Source organism: Neobacillus drentensis (assembly GCF_036965645.1).
Taxonomy (GTDB): domain Bacteria; phylum Bacillota; class Bacilli; order Bacillales; family Cytobacillaceae; genus Neobacillus; species Neobacillus drentensis_D.
On record NZ_JBALPZ010000007.1, the window covers coordinates 1 to 21,243 of the forward strand.

The window sequence follows — 21,243 nt, forward strand, 5'->3', positions numbered from 1 at the left end:
TAGGACGTTGCCAGGCAAAAAAAAGACAACCAAATAAGGTTGTCTTTTTTTTGTATATTTATCTTTAAGGTCTATTATTCGCTACAGTAGTCAGTATTACGAAAATAGTCGAATTATATAAAGCTTATTTTCTGGGCTTTCTAGGTTTCACAACCGTGAAATTTGGAGAAAATCAGTAGTAGAGAATCGTTGCATCTGCATAAAATTTTCAGTATAATCAAAGTCAAAGATAGTCAAAGTCAGAAGATGGGAGGTGGGAAGATGAGAAACATTTCCGATATTATTGAAAAATATCTAAAGCAAGTTTTGGAATTGAGTGAAGAAGACCTAGTTGAGATTAAAAGAAGCGAAATTGCCGATAAATTTCAGTGTGTCCCTTCACAAATAAACTATGTTATTAATACCCGTTTTACGATTGAAAGAGGATATATTGTTGAAAGTAAACGGGGCGGCGGTGGATATATTCGGATAATGAAGGTTCAATCCCACGACTTAGCCCATTTAATTGACCATTTGCTTTCCCTTGTCAACAATCGTATAAGTCAAACAAGTGCTGAAGACGTTATCATTAGACTTGTCCATGAGGAGGTCATTACAAAACGAGAGGCAAAAATTATGCTAAGTGTAATTGATCGTTCTGTATTATATATTGATCTTCCGTTCCGGGATGAATTAAGGGCGCGAATGTTAAAAGCAATGTTAACTTCCTTAAAATATAAATAATGGTACAGCTTAAAGAGGTGAAAAAGTATGATCTGTCAGGAATGCAATCAAAGGCCTGCTGCTCTTCACTTTACCAAAATTATTAATGGTGAAAAAACAGAAGTTCATCTTTGTGAAAAGTGTGCTCAGGAAAAAGGTGAAATGTTTATCTTAAATGGAGAATCGGGGTTTGCCTTTAATAACCTATTGGCCGGTTTATTAAATATTGATCCTTCTTTTCAAAAGCCGAGCCAAAGCCCGTTCCAACAAGAGGAAATCCTACAATGTCAGCATTGTTCGATGACATTTCCGCAGTTTTTAAAGGTAGGCCGTTTTGGCTGTGCTCAATGCTACGAGACGTTTAAAGACCAGCTAAAACCCGTTTTAAGACGTCTTCATAGTGGAAATTGGACCCATAATGGCAAAATCCCAAAAAGAATTGGTGGAGAGTTTCAACTCCGCAAACAGCTTGAAGAGCTGAAAATGGAATTAAGAGAGGCCATCAGCCAAGAAGAATTCGAGAAAGCGGCAGAAATTCGCGATCAAATTCGAACATTAGAGAAACAATTAGTTGGAATCGAAGAGGGAGGGGAATAACGTGTCGCTTGAACGATTTTTTAATCAAGCCGTCAGCTCTTGGATGAGCGAGGAAGGACCGGATTCCGATATTGTCCTTAGTTCCAGAATCCGACTAGCACGAAACTTTGAAGCTTATAATTTCCCAACTGTTTTTTCACATGAAGAAGCAAAAGTAATAATTGATTCAATGAAGGATATTCTTTTTAAATTTCCTGTCGAAAACTATGAAAAAATGGAATTATTGACAATGAATGAAATGCAGCCTCTTCAAAAGCGAGTTTTAGTAGAAAAGCATTTAATTAGTCCGCTTTTGGCAGAGGATTCTCCATATGGAGCTGTTCTGTTAACCGAAAATGAAGAAGTTAGTATCATGTTAAATGAGGAAGACCATATTCGAATTCAATGTTTATTTCCTGGTCTGCAAATAGCAGAAGCTTTACATGCTGCGAATGAAATAGATGATTGGCTTGAAGATCATATCCATTATGCATTTGATGAAAAATACGGCTATTTAACTAGCTGTCCAACCAATGTTGGAACAGGTCTCAGAGCATCAGTGATGATGCATCTTCCTGGGCTTATCTTAACACAGCAAATTAATCGAATTATCCCTGCAATCCACCAATTAGGCCTGGTTGTAAGAGGAATTTATGGTGAAGGCAGTGAAGCATTGGGGAATATCTTTCAAATCTCCAATCAAATCACGCTCGGAAAATCAGAAGAAGATATCTGCCGTGATATAAAAGGAGTAGCCAGCCAGCTAATTTCACAAGAAAGGTCTGCTCGTGAAGCATTACAAAAAACTTCTAACATACAATTAGAAGACAGGGTGTTCCGCTCATTAGGTGTGTTATCTAATAGCCGGATTATTGAATCGAAGGAAGCAGCCCGCTGCCTATCGGATGTTCGTCTTGGCATAGATATTGGGTATATAAAAAATATGTCAAAGACGATCTTAAATGAATTAATGATTTTAACCCAGCCGGGTTTTCTTCAGCAATATGCGGGCGGTCCATTACGGCCGCATGAAAGGGATATCCGAAGAGCCGCATTAATTAGAGATCGAATAAAATTGGAGAATGAAAAATAGGTGAGGAGGAAGAAGATATGATGTTTGGACGATTTACTGAGAGAGCACAAAAGGTACTTGCACTTGCACAAGAGGAAGCGATTCGTCTTGGCCATAATAATATTGGGACTGAGCATGTTTTATTGGGGCTAGTACGTGAAGGTGAAGGGATTGCTGCAAAAGCACTTTATGGTCTTGGCTTGGGTTCTGAAAAAATTCAAAAAGAAGTAGAAAATCTAATCGGTAAAGGTCAGGAAGCTTCTCAAACTATTCACTATACTCCAAGAGCTAAAAAGGTTATTGAATTATCGATGGATGAGGCTCGGAAATTGGGTCATTCCTATGTTGGTACAGAGCATATTCTCCTTGGCTTAATTCGTGAAGGAGAAGGTGTGGCAGCAAGGGTATTAAACAATCTTGGTGTCAGCCTTAATAAGGCTCGTCAGCAGGTACTACAGCTATTAGGAAGTAATGAATCCGGCTCTCACCAGGGCGGTACATCCACTAGTGCCAATACCCCTACACTTGACAGCCTTGCAAGGGATTTAACTGCTATTGCCCGTGAAGGCAGCCTAGACCCAGTTATTGGCCGCAGTAAAGAAATTCAACGTGTTATTGAGGTATTAAGCCGCAGAACAAAAAATAACCCTGTTTTAATTGGGGAGCCTGGTGTAGGTAAGACAGCCATTGCTGAAGGGCTTGCCCAACAAATTGTGAATAATGAAGTGCCTGAGATTCTACGTGATAAGCGTGTAATGACACTCGACATGGGAACAGTTGTTGCTGGGACTAAATATCGTGGTGAATTTGAAGACCGTCTAAAAAAAGTCATGGATGAAATCCGTCAGGCAGGAAATATCATTCTTTTTATTGACGAACTTCATACCTTGATTGGTGCAGGTGGAGCGGAAGGAGCCATTGATGCTTCTAACATTTTAAAGCCATCGCTTGCTCGTGGTGAACTCCAATGTATTGGTGCCACTACACTAGATGAATATCGTAAATATATTGAAAAAGATGCTGCCCTTGAACGACGTTTCCAGCCAATTCGGGTGGATGAACCTACTATGGAAGAATCCATTCAAATTTTAGCAGGCTTACGTGACCGTTATGAGGCCCATCACCGCGTTTCAATTACGGATGAAGCAATTGAGGCAGCGGTTAAGCTTTCGGACCGTTATATCTCTGACCGCTTCCTGCCTGATAAAGCAATTGACTTAATTGATGAAGCCGGTTCAAAGGTGAGACTTCGTTCCTACACAACGCCTCCTAATTTAAAAGAATTAGAGGTGAAACTGGAGGAAGTTAGAAAAGAAAAGGATGCAGCTGTTCAAAGTCAAGAATTTGAAAAAGCTGCCTCATTAAGAGATACAGAGCAGCGCCTTCGTGAACAGTTGGAAGAAACAAAGAAAACTTGGAAAGAAAAACAAGGAAAAGAAAATAACGAAGTGACGGTAGAGGATATTGCCAGTGTTGTTTCAAGCTGGACGGGTGTACCTGTCTCTAAACTAGCCGAAACGGAAACAGCCAAATTACTGAATTTAGAAGAGGCCTTACATTCCCGTGTAATTGGGCAAGAGGAAGCTGTTATTGCTGTTTCTAAGGCTGTTCGTCGTGCGAGAGCTGGATTAAAGGATCCAAAACGTCCAATTGGTTCCTTTGTGTTCCTTGGTCCAACTGGGGTAGGGAAAACGGAATTAGCTCGTGCCCTTGCGGAGGCAATGTTTGGTGATGAGGATTCGATGATTCGGATCGATATGTCAGAGTATATGGAAAAACACTCTACATCCCGCCTTGTCGGTTCACCTCCAGGATATGTTGGATATGAGGAAGGCGGTCAATTAACAGAAAAAGTCCGCAGAAAACCATATTCCGTCATCTTGTTGGATGAAATTGAAAAAGCACATCCAGATGTCTTTAATATCCTGCTTCAGGTTCTTGAAGATGGGCGCCTAACAGATTCAAAGGGGAGAACAGTCGATTTCCGAAATACTGTACTCATTATGACCTCTAACGTCGGAGCGGAAGCCTTAAAACGAAATAAGTATGTAGGCTTTAATATTCAAGACGGAGCACAGGATTATAAGGATATGAAGGGGAAGGTAATGGATGAATTGAAAAAGGCCTTCCGTCCGGAATTCCTGAACCGTATTGATGAAATAATTGTCTTCCATGCTTTAGAGAAAAAGCATCTTGAGGAAATTGTGACTCTATTATCTGATCAGCTCGTAAAACGATTAAAAGAGCAAAATATATCGTTAGAATTAACCCCAGCAGCAAAAGAGAAGATATCTCAGGAGGGGTACGATCCGGAATACGGAGCAAGACCGCTGCGCCGTGCCATTCAAAAGCACATTGAGGATCGTCTCTCTGAAGAACTATTAAAAGGAACTTTATTAACAGGCCAGCATGCTATAATAGATGTAGTGAATAGTGAGTTTGTTGTTAGAATGGCAGAGCAAACAAGCTTAGCAAAATAGGATTTATGGTTAACGAATAATTTTAAGTGTCTAACAACACATGCAAGAGGTACACGTGAATAAAGTCAACCCGTGTACCTCTTTTTTCGTTTTCTTATGACCATAGAAACGGGTGCATGATGGTTAGGAAAGGTTGAAGGAAATGGTAAAAAGGAAAACAAAATTCATCTGCCAAGAATGCGGCTATGAATCTCCAAAATGGATGGGAAAATGTCCAGGCTGTGGACAGTGGAATAAGATGGTCGAGGAAGTAGAAGTAACAGGGACCGCAAGACGAGGGGCATTTGCTCATACGTCCGATTCAAATCTGCTTACAAAACCAATGAAGATAAATGCAATTGAGATGGAGAACGAACCGAGAATCTTGACCGATTTAAATGAGCTTAACCGCGTATTAGGCGGAGGTGTTGTTAAGGGCTCATTAGTTCTAATTGGCGGAGACCCGGGAATCGGAAAATCCACACTGCTTCTGCAGGTATCCTCTCAACTTGCGAATAAAGGGAATTCTGTTCTTTACATATCTGGTGAAGAATCATTAAGACAGACGAAGCTTCGCGCAGAACGACTGGGGATTTCGTCTGAAAACCTGTTAGTCTATTCGGAAACTAATCTTGAAGAGATAAGCCGAACGATTGAAAGTGAGAATCCAAGCTTTGTCATTATTGACTCTATTCAAACAGTTTTTCACCCAGAAGTAACCTCAGCCCCGGGGAGTGTTTCGCAAGTTCGGGAATGTACCGCCGAATTGATGAGGATTGGAAAAACCAAAGGGATTGCCATTTTTATCGTTGGGCATGTGACCAAAGAAGGTTCCATCGCCGGACCGAGACTATTGGAACATATGGTCGATACAGTGCTTTATTTTGAAGGAGAAAGACATCATACTTACCGAATCCTTAGAGCGGTCAAAAACCGTTTTGGTTCCACTAATGAAATGGGCATCTTTGAGATGAAAGAATTTGGACTCGAAGAGGTAGAAAATCCATCCGAAATCTTCTTAGAGGAGCGGTCTCGCGGGGCAGCTGGTTCGACGGTTGTCGCCTCAATGGAAGGAACGCGTCCGGTACTGGTTGAAATACAGGCGCTTATTTCACCTACAAGTTTTGGAAACCCACGAAGAATGGCAACAGGAATCGATCATAATCGGGTACCGCTCTTAATGGCAGTTTTGGAAAAGCGGGTGGGACTGCTTCTTGCCAACCAGGATGCCTATTTAAAAGTTGCAGGAGGAGTAAAGTTAGATGAACCGGCAATTGATTTAGCAATTGCTGTAAGCATAGCCTCGAGCTTCAGAGACCGCCCAACAAGACCTACCGACTGTATTATCGGTGAAGTTGGTTTGACGGGTGAGGTAAGAAGGGTATCAAGAATTGAGCAGCGCGTTCAGGAGGCGGCGAAGTTAGGCTTCGAACGTGTAATATTACCGGCAAATAATTTAAGTGGGTGGACAGGCCCCAAGGATATAAAACTTATCGGTGTTTCCTCTGTTAGTGAGGCACTTCAAGCAGCGTTAGGGGAGTAGCAGATGGAAAATAAAAAACTAGGTGAAGTTACTGTGAGTGATGTTCTACAGTTAATCGCCCCAGGAGCGCCTCTTCGAGAGGGAATTGATAATGTATTAAGAGCCAATACCGGCGGCTTAATCGTGATAGGCTATAATGAAAAGGTAAAAAGCATTGTGGATGGCGGATTTTCAATTAATTGCCCTTTTTCGCCGAGCTTTTTATATGAGCTTGCCAAAATGGATGGGGCGATCATACTAAACGAGTTAGGTAACAAAATTCTGTTTGCCAATGCCCAGCTAGCCCCTAACTCTGAAATACCCTCATCGGAAACAGGAATGCGGCACCGGACAGCAGAAAGAGTCGCTAAGCAAACGAAAGCACTAGTGATTGCTATCTCGCAAAGAAGAAATGTAATTACCCTATACCAAGGAAACTTTCGTTATTCCTTAAAAGATATTGCAGTCATTCTGACAAAGGCTAATCAGGCTATTCAGACACTTGAAAAATACAAGGTTGTACTTGAGCATAGTATAACCAATTTAAGTATTTTAGAGTTTGAAGAATCAGTGACATATAATGACTTTTTACTCGTTCTTCATCGGTTTGAAATGGTATTGAAAATAAAAAATGAACTATTAACCTTTCTGCATGAGCTAGGGACAGAGGGCAGGCTGATTCGGCTGCAAATGAATGAGATCCTGACTGATCTTGAAGAAGAAATTATGTTGATTATTAAAGATTATGCTTACGAACGTGAAATCCAGACCCGGGACGTGCTTCAACGGATGCAGTCGTTGGCAAGTAGTGGAACGATTGAGGATATGGTCTTGTTGAAGTTAATGGGCTACCTGGGCTATGTCCATCTTGAGGAAAATAAATTTCCGCGTGGTTACCGGATACTGCATAAAATTCCGAGGCTGCCTTCGATTATTATTGAGAATTTAATCACAAGTTTTGGGGAATTAGCTAAAATAATTACGGCAACCGTTGAAGAGCTTGACGATGTGGAGGGAATCGGGGAAGTACGGGCAAAGAAAATTAAAGAGGGCTTTAAGCTAATTAAAGATCGGCTATATACAGACCGTCATCTTTAAAATGATTGAAAAGTAAAAGCATGTATGCTAAAATGTACAGCTTCAATTTGTTTGACACAAAAAATTTCCAATGCTACCCTTATGAGGAGTAAGATTTTTACAATAGGGTTTTATTTCAAGAGTATTACAATTTGAAAAAATAATCACAAAATCAAGGTTTCAATTTTAGGAAAATGTTTATAATGAATTAGAGGAGGTGAAGGAATGTTAAAAAGAATTGTGCAGGCATGCTTCCTCATTATTGGGGGTACGCTGGGAATACTTTTACTGCCGGAATTGTTTAAATTACTTCATATTAATGACATTCCACTGATTAATAACTCATATGTTACTGCTATTATAGGGGCTATTATTTTTTACCTTATTACCTTTTGGGCAGTAGATTATGTCTTTAATTTTATTAAATGGACGGAGGATTCTTTAGTAAGGATTCCTGTAACAGATGTACTATTTGGCAGTGTTGGATTAATTTTTGGTTTGTTTGTTGCCTTTTTGATTAGTTTTGCTCTTAATGCTGTACAGGTGCCCATTTTGAATGCAGTTGCACCAATACTTTTGACGCTATTATTTGGGTATCTTGGCTTTCAAGTAGGTTTTAAAAAGCGTGATGAGCTTTTGGGGTTGTTTGGAAATCGAGGTAACAAGAAAAAGTCTGGTGAGGAAGAGGCAGATCCTGCAGCAGGCAAGGCGTTGAAAATATTAGATACTAGTGTCATTATTGATGGACGGGTTGCTGATATTTGTCAGACTGGCTTTTTGGAAGGAACAATTGTTATTCCTCAGTTTGTTCTGGAGGAATTACAACATATTGCAGATTCTTCTGATGTATTAAAACGAAATCGCGGCCGCAGAGGCTTAGATATATTAAATCGTATTCAAAAGGAACTTTCCATCAAAGTTGAAATTTATGAGGGCGATTTTGATGAGATTAGCGAGGTAGACTCAAAACTCGTTAAACTAGCAAAATTAACAAATGGTATCCTTGTGACGAATGATTTTAATTTAAATAAAGTATGTGAATTACAGAATGTCTCTGTATTAAATATTAACGACTTAGCAAATGCAGTAAAACCAGTTGTCCTCCCAGGGGAGGAATTGACGGTTCAAGTGATAAAGGACGGCAAAGAATATCATCAAGGTGTAGCTTATTTAGATGATGGAACGATGATCGTAGTAGAAGAAGGAAGAGAATATATTGGTAAGAGGATTGAGGTCCTTGTAACAAGTGTTCTTCAAACTTCGGCTGGCCGAATGATATTTGCCAAACCCAAATTATTAGAAAAAGCACTTTAGAAAGAAAAGCGAAGCGCCTTATCTGGTGTGACCGCTAGACAGATAGAGAGGTATTTTTATGACTTACCAAGTCATTATCCCGGCTGCCGGCATGGGAAAAAGAATGCAAGCGGGGAAAAATAAACTTTTATTGGAGCTTAATGGGCTGCCAATTCTGGTTCATACTTTAAGGGTATTTGAAGAGGATGAGGCCTGCGACGGAATTATATTAGCCATACATCCTCAGGATCATAAGGAAATTAATGGGCTGCTTCAAAAGTACCAAATTAGGAAAGTTCCTGATTTGGTAATGGGCGGGGACGAACGTCAGCACAGTATATTCAATGCTCTTAAAACAGTCAAAATGGATGGTATTATTCTTGTACATGATGCAGCTCGGCCGTTTATTCAAAAGGGTCATATCCACCTTTTAACACAGAAGGCAGTAGAAACTGGTGCTGCGATTATGGGCGTTCCAGCTAAAGACACTATGAAAAAACAAAAAAATGGTGTGGTAGTGGAAACTGTCGAACGTTCAAGCTTGTGGGCTGTTCAAACCCCACAAGCTTTTCGTATTTCATTACTGAAGGAAGCTTATGAAAAAGCAGAAAAGGACCAATTCCTTGGAACCGATGATGCCAGCTTAGTGGAACGGTTAAATTACCCGGTGTCCATCGTCGAAGGCGATTACGATAATATTAAGCTGACAACACCTGAGGATTTATATTTTGCAGAAGCGATCATAAAAAAGAGAGAGAAGGAGTTTTACTGATGTTTCGAATTGGACAGGGCTTTGATGTACACCAATTAACAGAAGGGCGTCCGCTAATTATTGGCGGGATTACAATTCCTTATGAAAAAGGGCTTTTGGGACATTCTGATGCAGATGTTTTATTACATACGGTTTGCGATGCTTGCCTTGGAGCGATTGGCGAAGGCGATATCGGTAAGCATTTCCCCGATACAGATCCCAACTTTAAAGATGCTGACTCGGCAAAGCTTACAGAACATGTATGGCAGCTAGTAAAAGATAGAGGGTACGAATTGGTTAACGCAGACTGTACCATTATTGCTCAGAAGCCTAAAATGGCGCCGCATATCGAGCAGATGCGGACACGGATTGCTGAATTATTAGAGGCCGGTCCAGACCAAATAAATGTAAAAGCCACAACAACAGAAAAATTAGGCTTTACCGGCAGAGGCGAGGGGATTGCCGCTCAAGCCGTTGTTTTATTAAAAAAGGTTAATAGTTAGACTTTATAGATAGAAATCACAATGGTAAAATAAATCGGTTGAGAGAATATATATCGATGGAGGCAGCATTATTATGTCAAACCAAGTTCGTGTAAGGTATGCTCCAAGTCCAACGGGACATTTACATATTGGAAACGCCCGTACTGCACTATTTAATTATTTATTTGCTCGAAATAAAGGTGGTAAATTTATTATCCGGATAGAGGATACCGATAAAAAGCGGAATATCGCCGGCGGTGAAGAAAGTCAATTAAAATATTTAAAATGGCTCGGAATGGATTGGGATGAAGGCGTTGATGTTGGCGGCGAATTCGGTCCATACCGTCAATCTGAAAGAAACCATATTTATGAAACTTACTATAATCAGTTATTAGAAACTGGACACGCTTATAAGTGTTACTGTTCGGAAGAAGAGCTCGAAGCAGAACGTGAAGCGCAAACCGAGAGAGGCGAAACTCCTCACTATTCCGGTAAATGCCGTCATTTAACAGACGAACAACGCCGTCAATATGAAGCCGAAGGCCGCCAGCCAAGTATCCGTATTGCTGTACCAGAAAGTAAAACCTATACATTTGACGACATGGTCAAAGGGGTTGTTTCGTTCGAATCTGAAGGCATGGGTGACTGGGTGATGGTGAAAAAGGATGGAACACCAACCTATAACTTTGCGGTTGCGATTGACGACCACCTAATGGAAATTAGTCATGTACTTCGTGGTGATGACCATATTTCAAACACACCAAAACAGTTAATGGTTTATGATGCATTAGGCTGGGAGCCGCCTGTTTTTGGACATATGACCCTCATTGTAAATGAAAGCCGGAAAAAATTAAGTAAGCGTGATGAATCGATTATTCAATTTATTGAGCAATATGAGGAACTAGGTTATCTTCCGGAAGCATTATTTAATTTTATTACGCTTTTAGGCTGGTCACCAGTTGGTGAAGAGGAACTATACTCCAAAGAAGAATTTATTGAGATTTTTGATGCTAATCGTCTCTCTAAATCACCAGCATTATTCGATCAGCAAAAGCTAACATGGATGAACAACCAATATATGAAAAAGATTGAGGTTGACCGCGTACTAGAGCTGGCTCTGCCACACTTAATTAAAGCTGGACGTCTTAGTGAAAGTTTAACAGATGAGGAGCATCAATGGGCTCGAAGTCTAGTTGCTCTTTTACAGGAAAAAATGAGCTTTGGTGCGGAAATCGTAGAATTATCTGATATGTTCTTCCAAGATAATGCAGTCTTTGAAGAAGATGCGAAGGAAGTCTTAGCGGGTGAAACGGTTCCAGAAGTGTTACGGGCATTTTCTCAAGAGCTTGATCAACTTGACAGCTTCCGGGCTGATGGAATCAAAGCAGCCATGAAGTCCGTACAAAAGTCCACAGGTCAAAAAGGGAAAAACTTGTTTATGCCGATTCGTGCAGCGGTAACAGGGCAGACACATGGTCCAGACCTGCCACAGGCTATTGAATTATTGGGGAAAGCTAAAGTACAAAACAGAATTAATCAAATTATTAGTTAACAACAGAGAAAAAATGTAATATAGTAAAAGGAACAAGAAAAGCGGAAGCACCCGTTTAGCGGCGTATGAACTGGAGCGCTTTGACTGAGATAATGGATACACGGAGAGCGATGAGCGATCCGATGTTGACTTATCGTAGGGAGAAGAGTGAAGTCCACTAGCTGCTGGGGGCTGGAGCTGGACAGTTATCGAGGTTCAATGTTAGAATCCGAATAATATAAGCCAAAGCGAAGAAGAGGAAAAGTAAAAAAATGATGCTTTTAAGAGAGAACCATCACTGGCTGAAAGTGGTTTAAGCCTCCCATTTTTTGAAATGCACCTCTGAGCCCCATTTCGAAAGGAGTCAACTCGAGTAGATCTGGGCGGAGCCATCCGTTAACAAGTAGAGTGAGGCCATGTTAAGCCCAATTCCCTATTAAATTGGGAGTTTGTTTAATAGGTCTAATCAGAGTGGAACCACGTATTATGCGTCTCTGTCGATTGCGACAGGGGCGTTTTTTATATATAAGACAAAGGGGGAAGAGCGATGTTCAAAAGGATGAGGGAGGACATTGAGGTTGTTTTTGAACAAGATCCTGCGGCGCGGAGCACCTTAGAAGTCGTTTTGACTTATTCTGGTTTGCATGCCATTTGGGCACATCGGATTGCACATGCACTCTTCAAGCGAAAATTATATTTCCCTGCTCGTGTGATTTCACAAGCAAGCCGTTTCTTTACCGGGATTGAAATTCATCCTGGGGCAAAAATAGGCAGGAGATTTTTTATTGATCATGGTATGGGTGTTGTCATAGGGGAAACCTGTGAAATAGGGGATAATGTAACTATATACCAAGGTGTTACCCTTGGAGGGACTGGGAAAGAAAAAGGCAAACGTCATCCGACCATTAAAGATAATGTCCTTATTGCTACCGGTGCGAAGGTGCTAGGCTCCATTACAGTCGGTGAAAATTCAAAAATTGGCGGTGGTTCGGTTGTATTAAAGGAAGTACCGCCAAACTCAACCGTAGTCGGGATACCAGGAAGAGTAGTTATTCAAGATGGAATCCGGATACCAACAGCAAAAGATTTAAACCATTGTGATCTTCCTGACCCAGTTGCTGACCGTATTCGGGAAATGGAAAATGAAGTATATCAACTGAGACAAGAGCTTCAAGAATTAAAAAGTGAAAGGATAAAAGTCAATGGCCATTCAAATATATAATACATTATCCAGAAAGAAAGAAACCTTCGTTCCAATGGAAGAAGGAAAAGTAAAAATGTATGTCTGCGGTCCAACCGTCTATAATTATATTCATATAGGAAATGCCCGTCCGGCCATCGTTTTTGATACAGTAAGGCGATATTTGGAATACCGCGGCTTCAATGTAAAATATGTTTCAAACTTCACAGATGTGGATGATAAATTAATTCGGGCAGCTAATCAGCTTGGAGAAGATGTTCCGACCATTGCTAACCGCTTTATTGAGGCTTATTTTGAAGATGTTTCAGCATTAGGCTGCCAAAAGGCAGATGTCCATCCACGGGTAATGGACAATATGGATATCATTATTGATTTCATCAGTCAATTAGTAGATAAAGGCTTTGCTTATGAATCAGAAGGGGATGTATATTTCCGTACAAGAAGCTTTGATGAGTATGGGAAACTATCACATCAATCGATTGATGATCTCCAGGTGGGTGCTAGAATCGAGGTCGGTGATAGGAAGGAAGACGATTTAGACTTTGCCCTTTGGAAATCGGCAAAGGAAGGGGAAATCTATTGGGAAAGCCCTTGGGGATTAGGGCGTCCAGGCTGGCATATTGAGTGCTCAGCAATGGCTAAAAAGTACCTTGGCGAGACGATTGATATCCATGCGGGAGGACAAGATTTAACGTTCCCGCATCACGAAAATGAAATTGCTCAATCAGAAGCTCTTTCTGGTAAATTATTCTCTCGGTACTGGATGCATAATGGTTATATTAATATCGATAATGAAAAAATGTCAAAGTCACTAGGAAACTTTGTCCTTGTTCATGATATTATCCAGAGACATAACCCGCAGGTATTGCGCTTCTTTATGCTGTCGGTTCATTATCGAAATCCTATTAACTATAGTGAAGAATTATTAGAAAGCACAAAGGCGGCATTTGAAAGAATAACGACCTCTTATCAAAATTTAAACCACCGCAAAGAGGCAAGTACCGATTTAACGGAACATAATCAAGAGTGGCTCGATAAGCTGACTGTCCTGCATGATCAATTTATTGAGGCGATGGATGATGACTTTAATACAGCTTTAGCCATATCGGTCCTATTTGAAATTTCTAAACTGGCGAATTATTATCTTTTAGAAAAAAATACAGCAGTTGAGGTAATTGAGGCCTTTACAAACAAATTTGAAGAGTTATTCGGGGTACTGGGATTAACCCTTGGCAGTGAAGAAATGTTAGATGATGACATTGATGCGCTAATTGAAAAGCGCAACCAGGCACGGAGAGACCGAAACTTCCAATTGTCAGATCAAATTAGAGATCAATTAAAAGAAATGAATATTATTTTAGAGGACACACCGCAGGGTACAAGGTGGAAAAGAGGCTAATACATGCTTGACTATGAGAATAATATTGATGCTAAACAATTGAATAGTCTTGCCCTTGCCTATATGGGAGATGCTGTTTTCGAATCTTATGTAAGACGGCATTTACTGTATAGCGGCAAGGTAAGACCCAATCAATTGCATCGGCTTGCAACACGATACGTATCAGCAAAGGCACAATGCCAGATACTCTTTCAATTGATGGATGGTAATCTCTTGAATGACGAGGAAACAGCGGTTGTGATGCGCGGCAGAAATGCTAAATCAGGAACGGTCCCTAAAAATACAGATGTCCAAACCTATCGTTATAGCACCGCGTTTGAAGCGTTAATGGGCTATTTATTTTTAGAAGGAAGAATAGAGCGATTAGAAGAGCTTATTGAGACGGCGTTTAAATATGTAGATGAGAAAGGGGGCGTGTCAATATGAGTCAAGAATATATCGTTGGAAAAAATCCGGTGATTGAAGCACTTAAATCAGAAAGGGATATTAACAAAATATTAATTGCTGAAGGCTCACAAAGAGGACAAATGCAGCAGATTACGCAATTAGCCAAAGAAGCTAATGTTCTTGTGCAATTTGTTCCAAAGAAAAAACTAGACCAAATAGCAGAAGAAAATCATCAAGGTGTGCTTGCCTATGTGGCAGCTTACCAATATGCAGAAATAGATGATTTGTTTGCTGCGGCAGAGAAGAAAAATGAAGCGCCGTTCTTTTTACTGCTGGATGAGATAGAAGATCCCCATAACCTAGGTTCTATTATGAGAACCGCAGATGCTGTCGGAGCACATGGTATTATTATTCCAAAACGCAGAGCGGTAGGATTAACGGCAACTGTTGCAAAGGCTTCAACAGGTGCAATTGAATATATACCAGTGGTAAGGGTAACGAATATGGCCCGAATGATCGATGAATTGAAAGAACGGGGCGTATGGATTGCTGGAACAGATGCTAATGGAAAAGAGGATTACCGCCAAATGGATGGGACACTTCCTCTTGGATTAGTGATTGGCAGTGAAGGGAAAGGAATGGGAAGGTTAATTCGTGAAAAATGTGACTTTCTCATCCATTTGCCAATGGCTGGGAAAGTCACTTCGTTGAATGCTTCTGTTGCTGCATCCCTGCTCATGTATGAGGTATATCGCAAACGTCATCCGCTTGGCAGGTAGGATATGGACATCCTGCTTGTCGACGGATATAACATTATTGGAGCATGGCCAGAATTAAAAGTACTGAAGGATCGGGACCTGCCGGCAGCAAGGGATCGACTGATCGAAAAAATGGCCGAATATCAAGCCTACTCAGGTTATCGTGTAATTGTTGTTTTTGATGCCTATTATGTCCAAGGAATAGAGAAAAAATATAATAACCATAAGGTGGAAGTTATTTTTACAAAGGAGAGTGAGACGGCGGATGAGCGGATCGAAAAAATGGCGATTAGCTTAAGTAATCGTAGAACGCAAATCCACGTAGCCACCTCCGATTTTACAGAGCAGTGGGCCATATTTGGACAAGGGGCATTAAGAAAGTCAGCACGTGAACTGCTGATTGAAATGTCATCCATTGAAAAGGGAATAGAGAAAAATGTAAAAAAGATCCAACAGAAAAAACCGGTCTCAAAAATACCGATTAGTGATGAAATGGCGGAAATTTTTGAAAAATGGCGCAGAGGGGAAAAATGAGCTATCGACTTCAAAATATTTCTAATGTATACTAAATAGTATCTATGCATGTTCGGTGGAGGGGATCTACTTGAGTACGGACTTCGGAACAAAGATTAACGATCGTCTTTTCGTATTGGAAGACGAGCAAATTGTTGACTTGGTACACCAGGGTGATAGTGAAGCATTAGATTATTTGATTCACAAGTATCGTAATTTTGTACGTGCAAAGGCAAGATCCTATTTTTTGATTGGAGCAGATAAAGAAGATATTGTCCAGGAAGGAATGATCGGTTTATATAAAGCGATTCGTGACTTTCGCGAGGACAAGCTAACGTCTTTTAAAGCGTTTGCAGAGCTTTGTATTACCCGTCAAATTATCACGGCAATTAAGACCGCAACACGGCAAAAGCATATACCATTAAATTCATATGTATCATTGGACAAGCCTATTTATGATGAAGAATCTGACCGGACATTAATGGATGTTTTATCGGGGGCAAAGGTACTAGACCCGGAAGAATTAATTATTAATCAAGAAGAATTCGACCATATCGAAGTAAAGATGACTGAATTATTAAGTGATTTAGAACGAAAAGTATTGGCACTTTATTTAGACGGTCAATCGTATCAGGAGATTTCGGAAGAGCTAAATCGTCATGTGAAATCAATTGACAATGCCCTGCAGCGTGTAAAAAGGAAGCTTGAGCGGTATCTGGAAATACGAGAATTCTCATTATAGAGCGGATTATGAAGAATTTGTTAATAGTATGAATCCGTTTTAGGAGTTATTGACATTAAATAGGGGTCATGTTACATTTTTAGTGATATACATGATGATTATTGAAGGTGTCAAAAAATGAGCAAAAAAGTTATTTTAGCTTGTGTGGAGTGCGGCTCGCGAAATTATTCGACAGCCAGCAAAGAAACGCAATTGGAACGTTTAGAACTAAAAAAGTTTTGTAAGACCTGTGCGGCTCATACCATCCACCGGGAAACAAAATAAAGATAGATACTAGCATTGCTTACTTAAGATTGTTGGGGGTTACGAAATAATGCAGCGCATAACGAAATTCTTCAGTGATATGTTCCGTGAAATGAGAAAAGTCAGCTGGCCCAAACGTGGGGAATTGATTCGTTCCACTGTTACTGTTTTAACAACAGTAGTCTTTTTTGCAGCATTCTTTGCTGTTCTAGATTTAGGGATCTCAAAATTGATTCGTTTAATTCTTGAATAATAAGCCATCATTCATGGTATAATGGAAAATAATAAACGAAGTTTTATCTTGAAACCCGTATAAACGGGTTTTTTAATTTGTCTTAAAAAGCGGAAACGTTCAGTTTGAGTCGTTAGACCGAGGAAATAGGCACTGAAATTTTCAGGAAAAATGAGGGAGGGACGGACGACTTAGTCCTCTTAAATGGAAAAGAATTGGTACGTTGTTCATACATACTCTGGGTATGAAAATAAGGTAAAAGCGAACTTGGAAAAAAGGGTTGAATCGATGGGCATGGCAGATAAAATCTTCCGTGTTGTAGTACCAGAAGAAGAAGAAACAGAAATCAAAAACGGTAAAAAGAAGGTTGTTAAACGAAAGGTATTCCCTGGCTATGTGCTAGTTGAGCTAGTGATGACAGATGATTCTTGGTATGTCGTCCGGAATACTCCTGGCGTAACGGGCTTTGTAGGATCAGCAGGTTCAGGATCAAAGCCAACACCGTTATTGCCTGAAGAGGTTACCGTTTTACTTAAGCGTATGGGTGTGGAAGAAAAACGTGTTGATATTGATTATGAAATTGGTGAAACTGTTCGCGTGAAGGAAGGTCCTTTTGCCAACTTTACTGGATCTGTCGAAGAAATGGACAAAGACCGTGCAAAACTTAAGGTGCTTGTTAATATGTTTGGCCGGGATACACCGGTAGAACTTGATTTTACACAAATTGATAAACTGTAAAAACAAAATTTTTAAAAGAAAAATAATCAGTTATTGTAAAAAAACTTGAAATCATATTAAAAAAGTGTTACTATTTCATAGGTCAGTATGTCTCTGTTATGAGACAAGACTATTGTTAAGTTCTTTATGATTATTATATAAAGACATATGTTGAGTGGGAGGGGTCATAAAAGGTCCCTATTACCACATCACGGACTTTAAGGAGGTGTGTCTCGTGGCTAAAAAAGTAATTAAAGTCGTTAAATTACAAATTCCTGCTGGTAAAGCAAACCCAGCGCCACCGGTTGGTCCTGCACTAGGTCAAGCAGGTGTTAATATCATGGGATTCTGTAAGGAATTTAACGCTCGTACAGCAGATCAAGCTGGATTAATCATTCCTGTTGAAATTACGGTGTTTGAAGACCGTTCATTTACATTTATTACGAAAACTCCTCCTGCTGCCGTTCTTTTAAAAGTAGCAGCTGGAATTCAGTCTGGTTCAGGTGAACCTAACCGTAATAAAGTAGCAACAGTAAAGCGTGATAAAGTACGCGAGATTGCGGAACAAAAGATGCCTGACCTTAACGCAGCTAGCGTTGAAGCAGCAATGCGCATGGTCGAAGGTACTGCACGCAGCATGGGTATCGTTATCGAAGACTAATCCATGTTACTGAAGCACAAAGGTGAAATGAGGGGGTTGCGATATTTAAAAATACTCGCAACCTTTGTTCTGTCTAGCGGTGGCACTTCCTTTAATTGATAGGAGTGCCCTGGCTTTTCGGCGTGGGAGAATAATTCGCTAAAACCACAATCTAGGAGGAAATAAAAATGGCTAAAAAAGGTAAAAAGTATTTAGAAGCTTCTAAGCTTGTAGATCGCTTAAAAGCATACCCAATTGCGGAAGCAATTGATCTTGCTAAGAAAACAAACTTCACTAAATTTGATGCAACTCTTGAAGTAGCTTTCCGTTTAGGAGTAGATCCTAAGAAAGCTGACCAACAAATCCGTGGTGCAGTTGTGCTTCCTAACGGAACTGGTAAAACTCAACGCGTTTTAGTATTCGCGAAGGGTGAAAAAGTGAAAGAAGCAGAAGCAGCTGGTGCTGATTATGTAGGAGATTCTGAATACATCAACAAAATCCAACAAGGTTGGTTTGATTTTGATGTAATCGTAGCAACTCCAGACATGATGGGTGAAGTTGGTAAACTTGGTCGTGTATTAGGACCTAAAGGCTTAATGCCAAACCCTAAAACTGGTACTGTTACATTTGATGTAACAAGAGCTATCAATGAAATTAAAGCAGGTAAAGTTGAATACCGTGTAGATAAGTCTGGTAACATTCATGTTCCTATCGGTAAATCTTCTTTCGAAAACGAAAAACTTGTTGAAAACTTCAACACTATTTTCGACACAATGCTTAAAGCTAAACCAGCAGCTGCAAAGGGTACTTACATGAAGAACGTAACAGTATCTTCAACAATGGGACCTGGCGTAAAAGTAGATCCATCTACTGTCGCAGCGAAGTAATTTATTACCAATTGACAATCTAGAGTATATTTTATATAATCTATTTTGTTGTTTAAAATAAAACATTTGTACTGTAGACAGCAGGGGCGTTGAACGCTTAATATCCTGCCGAGGTAGAGCGATATAGAATTGGCTGTTTATGCAGCTGTTGTATGCTGCCTCCATGTCTCGATTGATGTGGAGGTTTTTACTTGCCTGGTATAAATGTAGATAATCTACAGGAGGTGTAAAGATGAGCAGTGTAATGGAACTAAAGAAACAATTAGTTGACGAAATTACTGACAAGTTAAAAGCAAGTGTATCAACTGTCGTTGTTGATTACCGTGGTCTTTCAGTTGCGGAAGTAACTGAACTTCGTAAACAACTTCGTGAAGCAGGCGTTGAATTTAAAGTTTACAAAAACTCAATGGTACGCCGTGCGGCTGATGCAGCTGAGCTTTCTAGCTTAAATGAAGCATTAACAGGTCCGAACGCAATCGCGTTCAGTACTGAAGATGTAGTAGCACCAGCAAAAATCTTGAATGATTTTGCTAAGAAACACGAGGCACTTGAACTTAAAGCAGGTGTTATCGAAGGTAACGTCGCAACAGCTGAAGAGATCAAAGCTCTTGCAGATCTACCATCACGCGAAGGCTTGCTTTCTATGCTACTCAGCGTACTACAAGCTCCAATTCGCAATCTTGCCCTTGCTGCAAAAGCAGTGGCAGACCAAAAAGAAGAACAAGGCGCGTAAGTTAAAACTAACGGCCTAACAAAATAAAACGTAACGAAAACTAAGGAGGAAACTTAATCATGACTAAAGAACAAATCATTGAAGCAGTTAAATCTATGACTGTTTTAGAACTTAACGATCTTGTAAAAGCAATCGAAGAAGAATTCGGCGTAACTGCTGCTGCTCCTGTAGCAATGGTTGGCGGAGCTGGAGCTGCTGCTGTTGAAGAGCAAACTGAATTTGATGTAATCCTAGCTAGCGCTGGCGACCAAAAAATCAAAGTAATCAAAGTTGTTCGTGAAATCACTGGTCTTGGTCTTAAAGAAGCAAAAGACCTTGTTGATAACACTCCAAAAGCTCTTAAAGAAGGCATTGCTAAAGAAGAAGCTGAAGCAATCAAAGCTAAGCTTGATGAAGTTGGAGCTAACGTTGAAGTTAAGTAATTTTACTATAAAAAAGCTCGCTGCATAAGCGGGCTTTTTTTGGCTTAAATTAAATAACGATTGCTCCAGTCCTCTTTTATTCTTCAATTAGTACTCTCCGGAGGTGTGCTTATGTCAGAACACTACTATTCTCGAACTCAAAAGGTAGAAAGTGACCCGAAATTTTGGGATTTTATATTGCGAAAGCATTCTTTTCGTTTTAAAACCGATAATGGTGTCTTTTCAAAAAGAGAAGTAGATTTTGGCTCACGTTTACTCATTGAGTCTTTTGTAATGCCGGACGTTGAAGGGCATGTTCTTGACGTAGGCTGTGGCTATGGGCCGATTGGACTATCGATTGCAAAAGAATTTAGTAACCGCTATGTCCATATGGTAGATGTAAATGAGCGGGCTATTGAATTGGCAAAAGAAAATGCCGCTATAAATCATATTACAAATGTTGAAATTTATAAAAGTGACCGTTTGTTAAATGTAAAAGGTGCTCAATTTGCAGCCATATTAACAAATCCGCCGATCAGAGCTGGTAAACAGACGGTACATGATATTTTCGAACAAAGCTATGAGCATCTTGTTTCGAATGGAGAACTGTGGGTGGTTATTCAAAAGAAACAGGGTGCTCCGTCTGCGATTGATAAATTAAAGACTCTTTTTTCTGATGTTGAGACAGTTGACAAATCCAAAGGTTATTTTATTTTAAAGGCTAAAAAATAGTTGACTCGAGTATGTCGTTGTGGTAGCATTATAAAATGCCATCATAATAATTTCCGAATTATTCCTTAAAATACTTAAATTTTAAGTATAAAAACGGCATAAGAAGGAAATGATGACAAAATAATAATCAAAATGTGAAAATGTGGTTTTTGAGTAAAAAACCCTTTTTCTTTTTGTCTAATTGCAAGAGTCT

At 39.9% G+C, this 21,243-nt stretch carries 24 protein-coding genes and 2 other annotated features; all 24 genes read left to right on the forward strand.

Going from position 1 to position 21,243, the window contains the following annotated elements:
* Nucleotides 1–261 precede the first annotated feature (261 nt).
* The 24 genes from V7266_RS01050 (at nucleotide 262) to V7266_RS01165 (ending at nucleotide 21,050) form a co-directional block, all read left to right on the forward strand.
* Nucleotides 262–723, forward strand: a complete 462-nt coding sequence (locus V7266_RS01050) for a CtsR family transcriptional regulator (protein WP_335465385.1) — start codon at nucleotides 262–264, stop codon at nucleotides 721–723.
* A 27-nt stretch (nucleotides 724–750) separates the two neighbouring features.
* A complete protein-coding gene (locus V7266_RS01055; RefSeq protein ID WP_335465387.1) occupies nucleotides 751–1,299 on the forward strand; it encodes a UvrB/UvrC motif-containing protein in 549 nt (182 codons plus the stop codon).
* Nucleotide 1,300: 1 nt separating this feature from the next.
* The gene (locus V7266_RS01060) at nucleotides 1,301–2,371 is read left to right on the forward strand and encodes a protein arginine kinase (RefSeq protein ID WP_335465388.1); all 1,071 of its coding nucleotides are present in this window, start codon (nucleotides 1,301–1,303) and stop codon (nucleotides 2,369–2,371) included.
* 17 nt (nucleotides 2,372–2,388) lie between these two features.
* Nucleotides 2,389–4,830, forward strand: coding sequence for an ATP-dependent protease ATP-binding subunit ClpC (gene clpC, locus V7266_RS01065; RefSeq protein ID WP_335465389.1), 2,442 nt, complete (start codon nucleotides 2,389–2,391; stop codon nucleotides 4,828–4,830).
* 142 nt (nucleotides 4,831–4,972) lie between these two features.
* Nucleotides 4,973–6,352, forward strand: a complete 1,380-nt coding sequence (gene radA / locus V7266_RS01070) for a DNA repair protein RadA (RefSeq protein WP_335465390.1) — start codon at nucleotides 4,973–4,975, stop codon at nucleotides 6,350–6,352.
* A 3-nt stretch (nucleotides 6,353–6,355) separates the two neighbouring features.
* A complete protein-coding gene (gene disA / locus V7266_RS01075) occupies nucleotides 6,356–7,429 on the forward strand; it encodes a DNA integrity scanning diadenylate cyclase DisA (protein ID WP_335465392.1) in 1,074 nt (357 codons plus the stop codon).
* 204 nt (nucleotides 7,430–7,633) lie between these two features.
* Entirely contained in the window at nucleotides 7,634–8,722 is a 1,089-nt protein-coding gene (locus tag V7266_RS01080; protein WP_335465394.1) for a PIN/TRAM domain-containing protein, read from the forward strand.
* Nucleotides 8,723–8,780: 58 nt separating this feature from the next.
* Nucleotides 8,781–9,473, forward strand: a complete 693-nt coding sequence (gene ispD / locus V7266_RS01085) for a 2-C-methyl-D-erythritol 4-phosphate cytidylyltransferase (protein WP_335465396.1) — start codon at nucleotides 8,781–8,783, stop codon at nucleotides 9,471–9,473.
* Complete coding sequence (gene ispF / locus V7266_RS01090) at nucleotides 9,473–9,955, forward strand: 2-C-methyl-D-erythritol 2,4-cyclodiphosphate synthase (protein WP_335465398.1); 483 nt, start codon at nucleotides 9,473–9,475, stop codon at nucleotides 9,953–9,955. Before ispD ends, ispF begins: the two co-directional genes overlap by 1 nt.
* Nucleotides 9,956–10,028: 73 nt before the next feature.
* Complete coding sequence (gltX, locus tag V7266_RS01095; RefSeq protein WP_335465400.1) at nucleotides 10,029–11,486, forward strand: glutamate--tRNA ligase; 1,458 nt, start codon at nucleotides 10,029–10,031, stop codon at nucleotides 11,484–11,486.
* A 221-nt stretch (nucleotides 11,487–11,707) separates the two neighbouring features.
* Nucleotides 11,708–11,964: a binding site (T-box leader), on the forward strand.
* Nucleotides 11,965–12,012: 48 nt separating this feature from the next.
* Nucleotides 12,013–12,687: a serine O-acetyltransferase gene (cysE, locus tag V7266_RS01100; protein WP_335465402.1), complete on the forward strand. Its 675-nt coding sequence runs from the start codon at nucleotides 12,013–12,015 to the stop codon at nucleotides 12,685–12,687.
* Entirely contained in the window at nucleotides 12,668–14,065 is a 1,398-nt protein-coding gene (gene cysS / locus V7266_RS01105; protein WP_335465403.1) for a cysteine--tRNA ligase, read from the forward strand. The genes cysE and cysS overlap by 20 nt, the downstream gene beginning before the upstream one ends.
* A 3-nt stretch (nucleotides 14,066–14,068) precedes the next feature.
* Nucleotides 14,069–14,491: a Mini-ribonuclease 3 gene (locus tag V7266_RS01110; RefSeq protein ID WP_335465405.1), complete on the forward strand. Its 423-nt coding sequence runs from the start codon at nucleotides 14,069–14,071 to the stop codon at nucleotides 14,489–14,491.
* On the forward strand, nucleotides 14,488–15,231 hold the full coding sequence (gene rlmB / locus V7266_RS01115) for a 23S rRNA (guanosine(2251)-2'-O)-methyltransferase RlmB (RefSeq protein ID WP_335465407.1): 744 nt from the start codon (nucleotides 14,488–14,490) through the stop codon (nucleotides 15,229–15,231). The genes V7266_RS01110 and rlmB overlap by 4 nt, the downstream gene beginning before the upstream one ends.
* Before the next feature lie 3 nt (nucleotides 15,232–15,234).
* A complete protein-coding gene (locus V7266_RS01120) occupies nucleotides 15,235–15,744 on the forward strand; it encodes an NYN domain-containing protein (protein WP_335465409.1) in 510 nt (169 codons plus the stop codon).
* 70 nt (nucleotides 15,745–15,814) lie between these two features.
* A complete protein-coding gene (sigH, locus tag V7266_RS01125) occupies nucleotides 15,815–16,465 on the forward strand; it encodes an RNA polymerase sporulation sigma factor SigH (RefSeq protein WP_335465411.1) in 651 nt (216 codons plus the stop codon).
* 117 nt (nucleotides 16,466–16,582) lie between these two features.
* Nucleotides 16,583–16,729 carry a 50S ribosomal protein L33 gene (gene rpmG, locus V7266_RS01130; protein WP_335465413.1) on the forward strand — a complete coding sequence of 49 codons (147 nt, stop codon included), beginning with the start codon at nucleotides 16,583–16,585 and terminating at the stop codon, nucleotides 16,727–16,729.
* A 49-nt stretch (nucleotides 16,730–16,778) separates the two neighbouring features.
* A complete protein-coding gene (gene secE, locus V7266_RS01135) occupies nucleotides 16,779–16,961 on the forward strand; it encodes a preprotein translocase subunit SecE (protein ID WP_335465415.1) in 183 nt (60 codons plus the stop codon).
* Nucleotides 16,962–17,144: 183 nt separating this feature from the next.
* A complete protein-coding gene (gene nusG, locus V7266_RS01140; protein ID WP_335465417.1) occupies nucleotides 17,145–17,678 on the forward strand; it encodes a transcription termination/antitermination protein NusG in 534 nt (177 codons plus the stop codon).
* A 214-nt stretch (nucleotides 17,679–17,892) separates the two neighbouring features.
* On the forward strand, nucleotides 17,893–18,318 hold the full coding sequence (rplK, locus tag V7266_RS01145) for a 50S ribosomal protein L11 (protein ID WP_141561102.1): 426 nt from the start codon (nucleotides 17,893–17,895) through the stop codon (nucleotides 18,316–18,318).
* A 167-nt stretch (nucleotides 18,319–18,485) separates the two neighbouring features.
* Nucleotides 18,486–19,184, forward strand: a complete 699-nt coding sequence (gene rplA / locus V7266_RS01150; RefSeq protein WP_098533243.1) for a 50S ribosomal protein L1 — start codon at nucleotides 18,486–18,488, stop codon at nucleotides 19,182–19,184.
* A 53-nt stretch (nucleotides 19,185–19,237) separates the two neighbouring features.
* Nucleotides 19,238–19,383 (forward strand) — a sequence feature (ribosomal protein L10 leader region).
* Between the two features lie 33 nt (nucleotides 19,384–19,416).
* A complete protein-coding gene (gene rplJ / locus V7266_RS01155) occupies nucleotides 19,417–19,917 on the forward strand; it encodes a 50S ribosomal protein L10 (RefSeq protein WP_335465421.1) in 501 nt (166 codons plus the stop codon).
* A 59-nt stretch (nucleotides 19,918–19,976) separates the two neighbouring features.
* Nucleotides 19,977–20,339 carry a 50S ribosomal protein L7/L12 gene (gene rplL, locus V7266_RS01160; protein WP_335465422.1) on the forward strand — a complete coding sequence of 121 codons (363 nt, stop codon included), beginning with the start codon at nucleotides 19,977–19,979 and terminating at the stop codon, nucleotides 20,337–20,339.
* 111 nt (nucleotides 20,340–20,450) lie between these two features.
* Nucleotides 20,451–21,050, forward strand: coding sequence for a class I SAM-dependent methyltransferase (locus V7266_RS01165; protein WP_335465423.1), 600 nt, complete (start codon nucleotides 20,451–20,453; stop codon nucleotides 21,048–21,050).
* The last annotated feature ends 193 nt before the right edge of the window (nucleotides 21,051–21,243 follow it).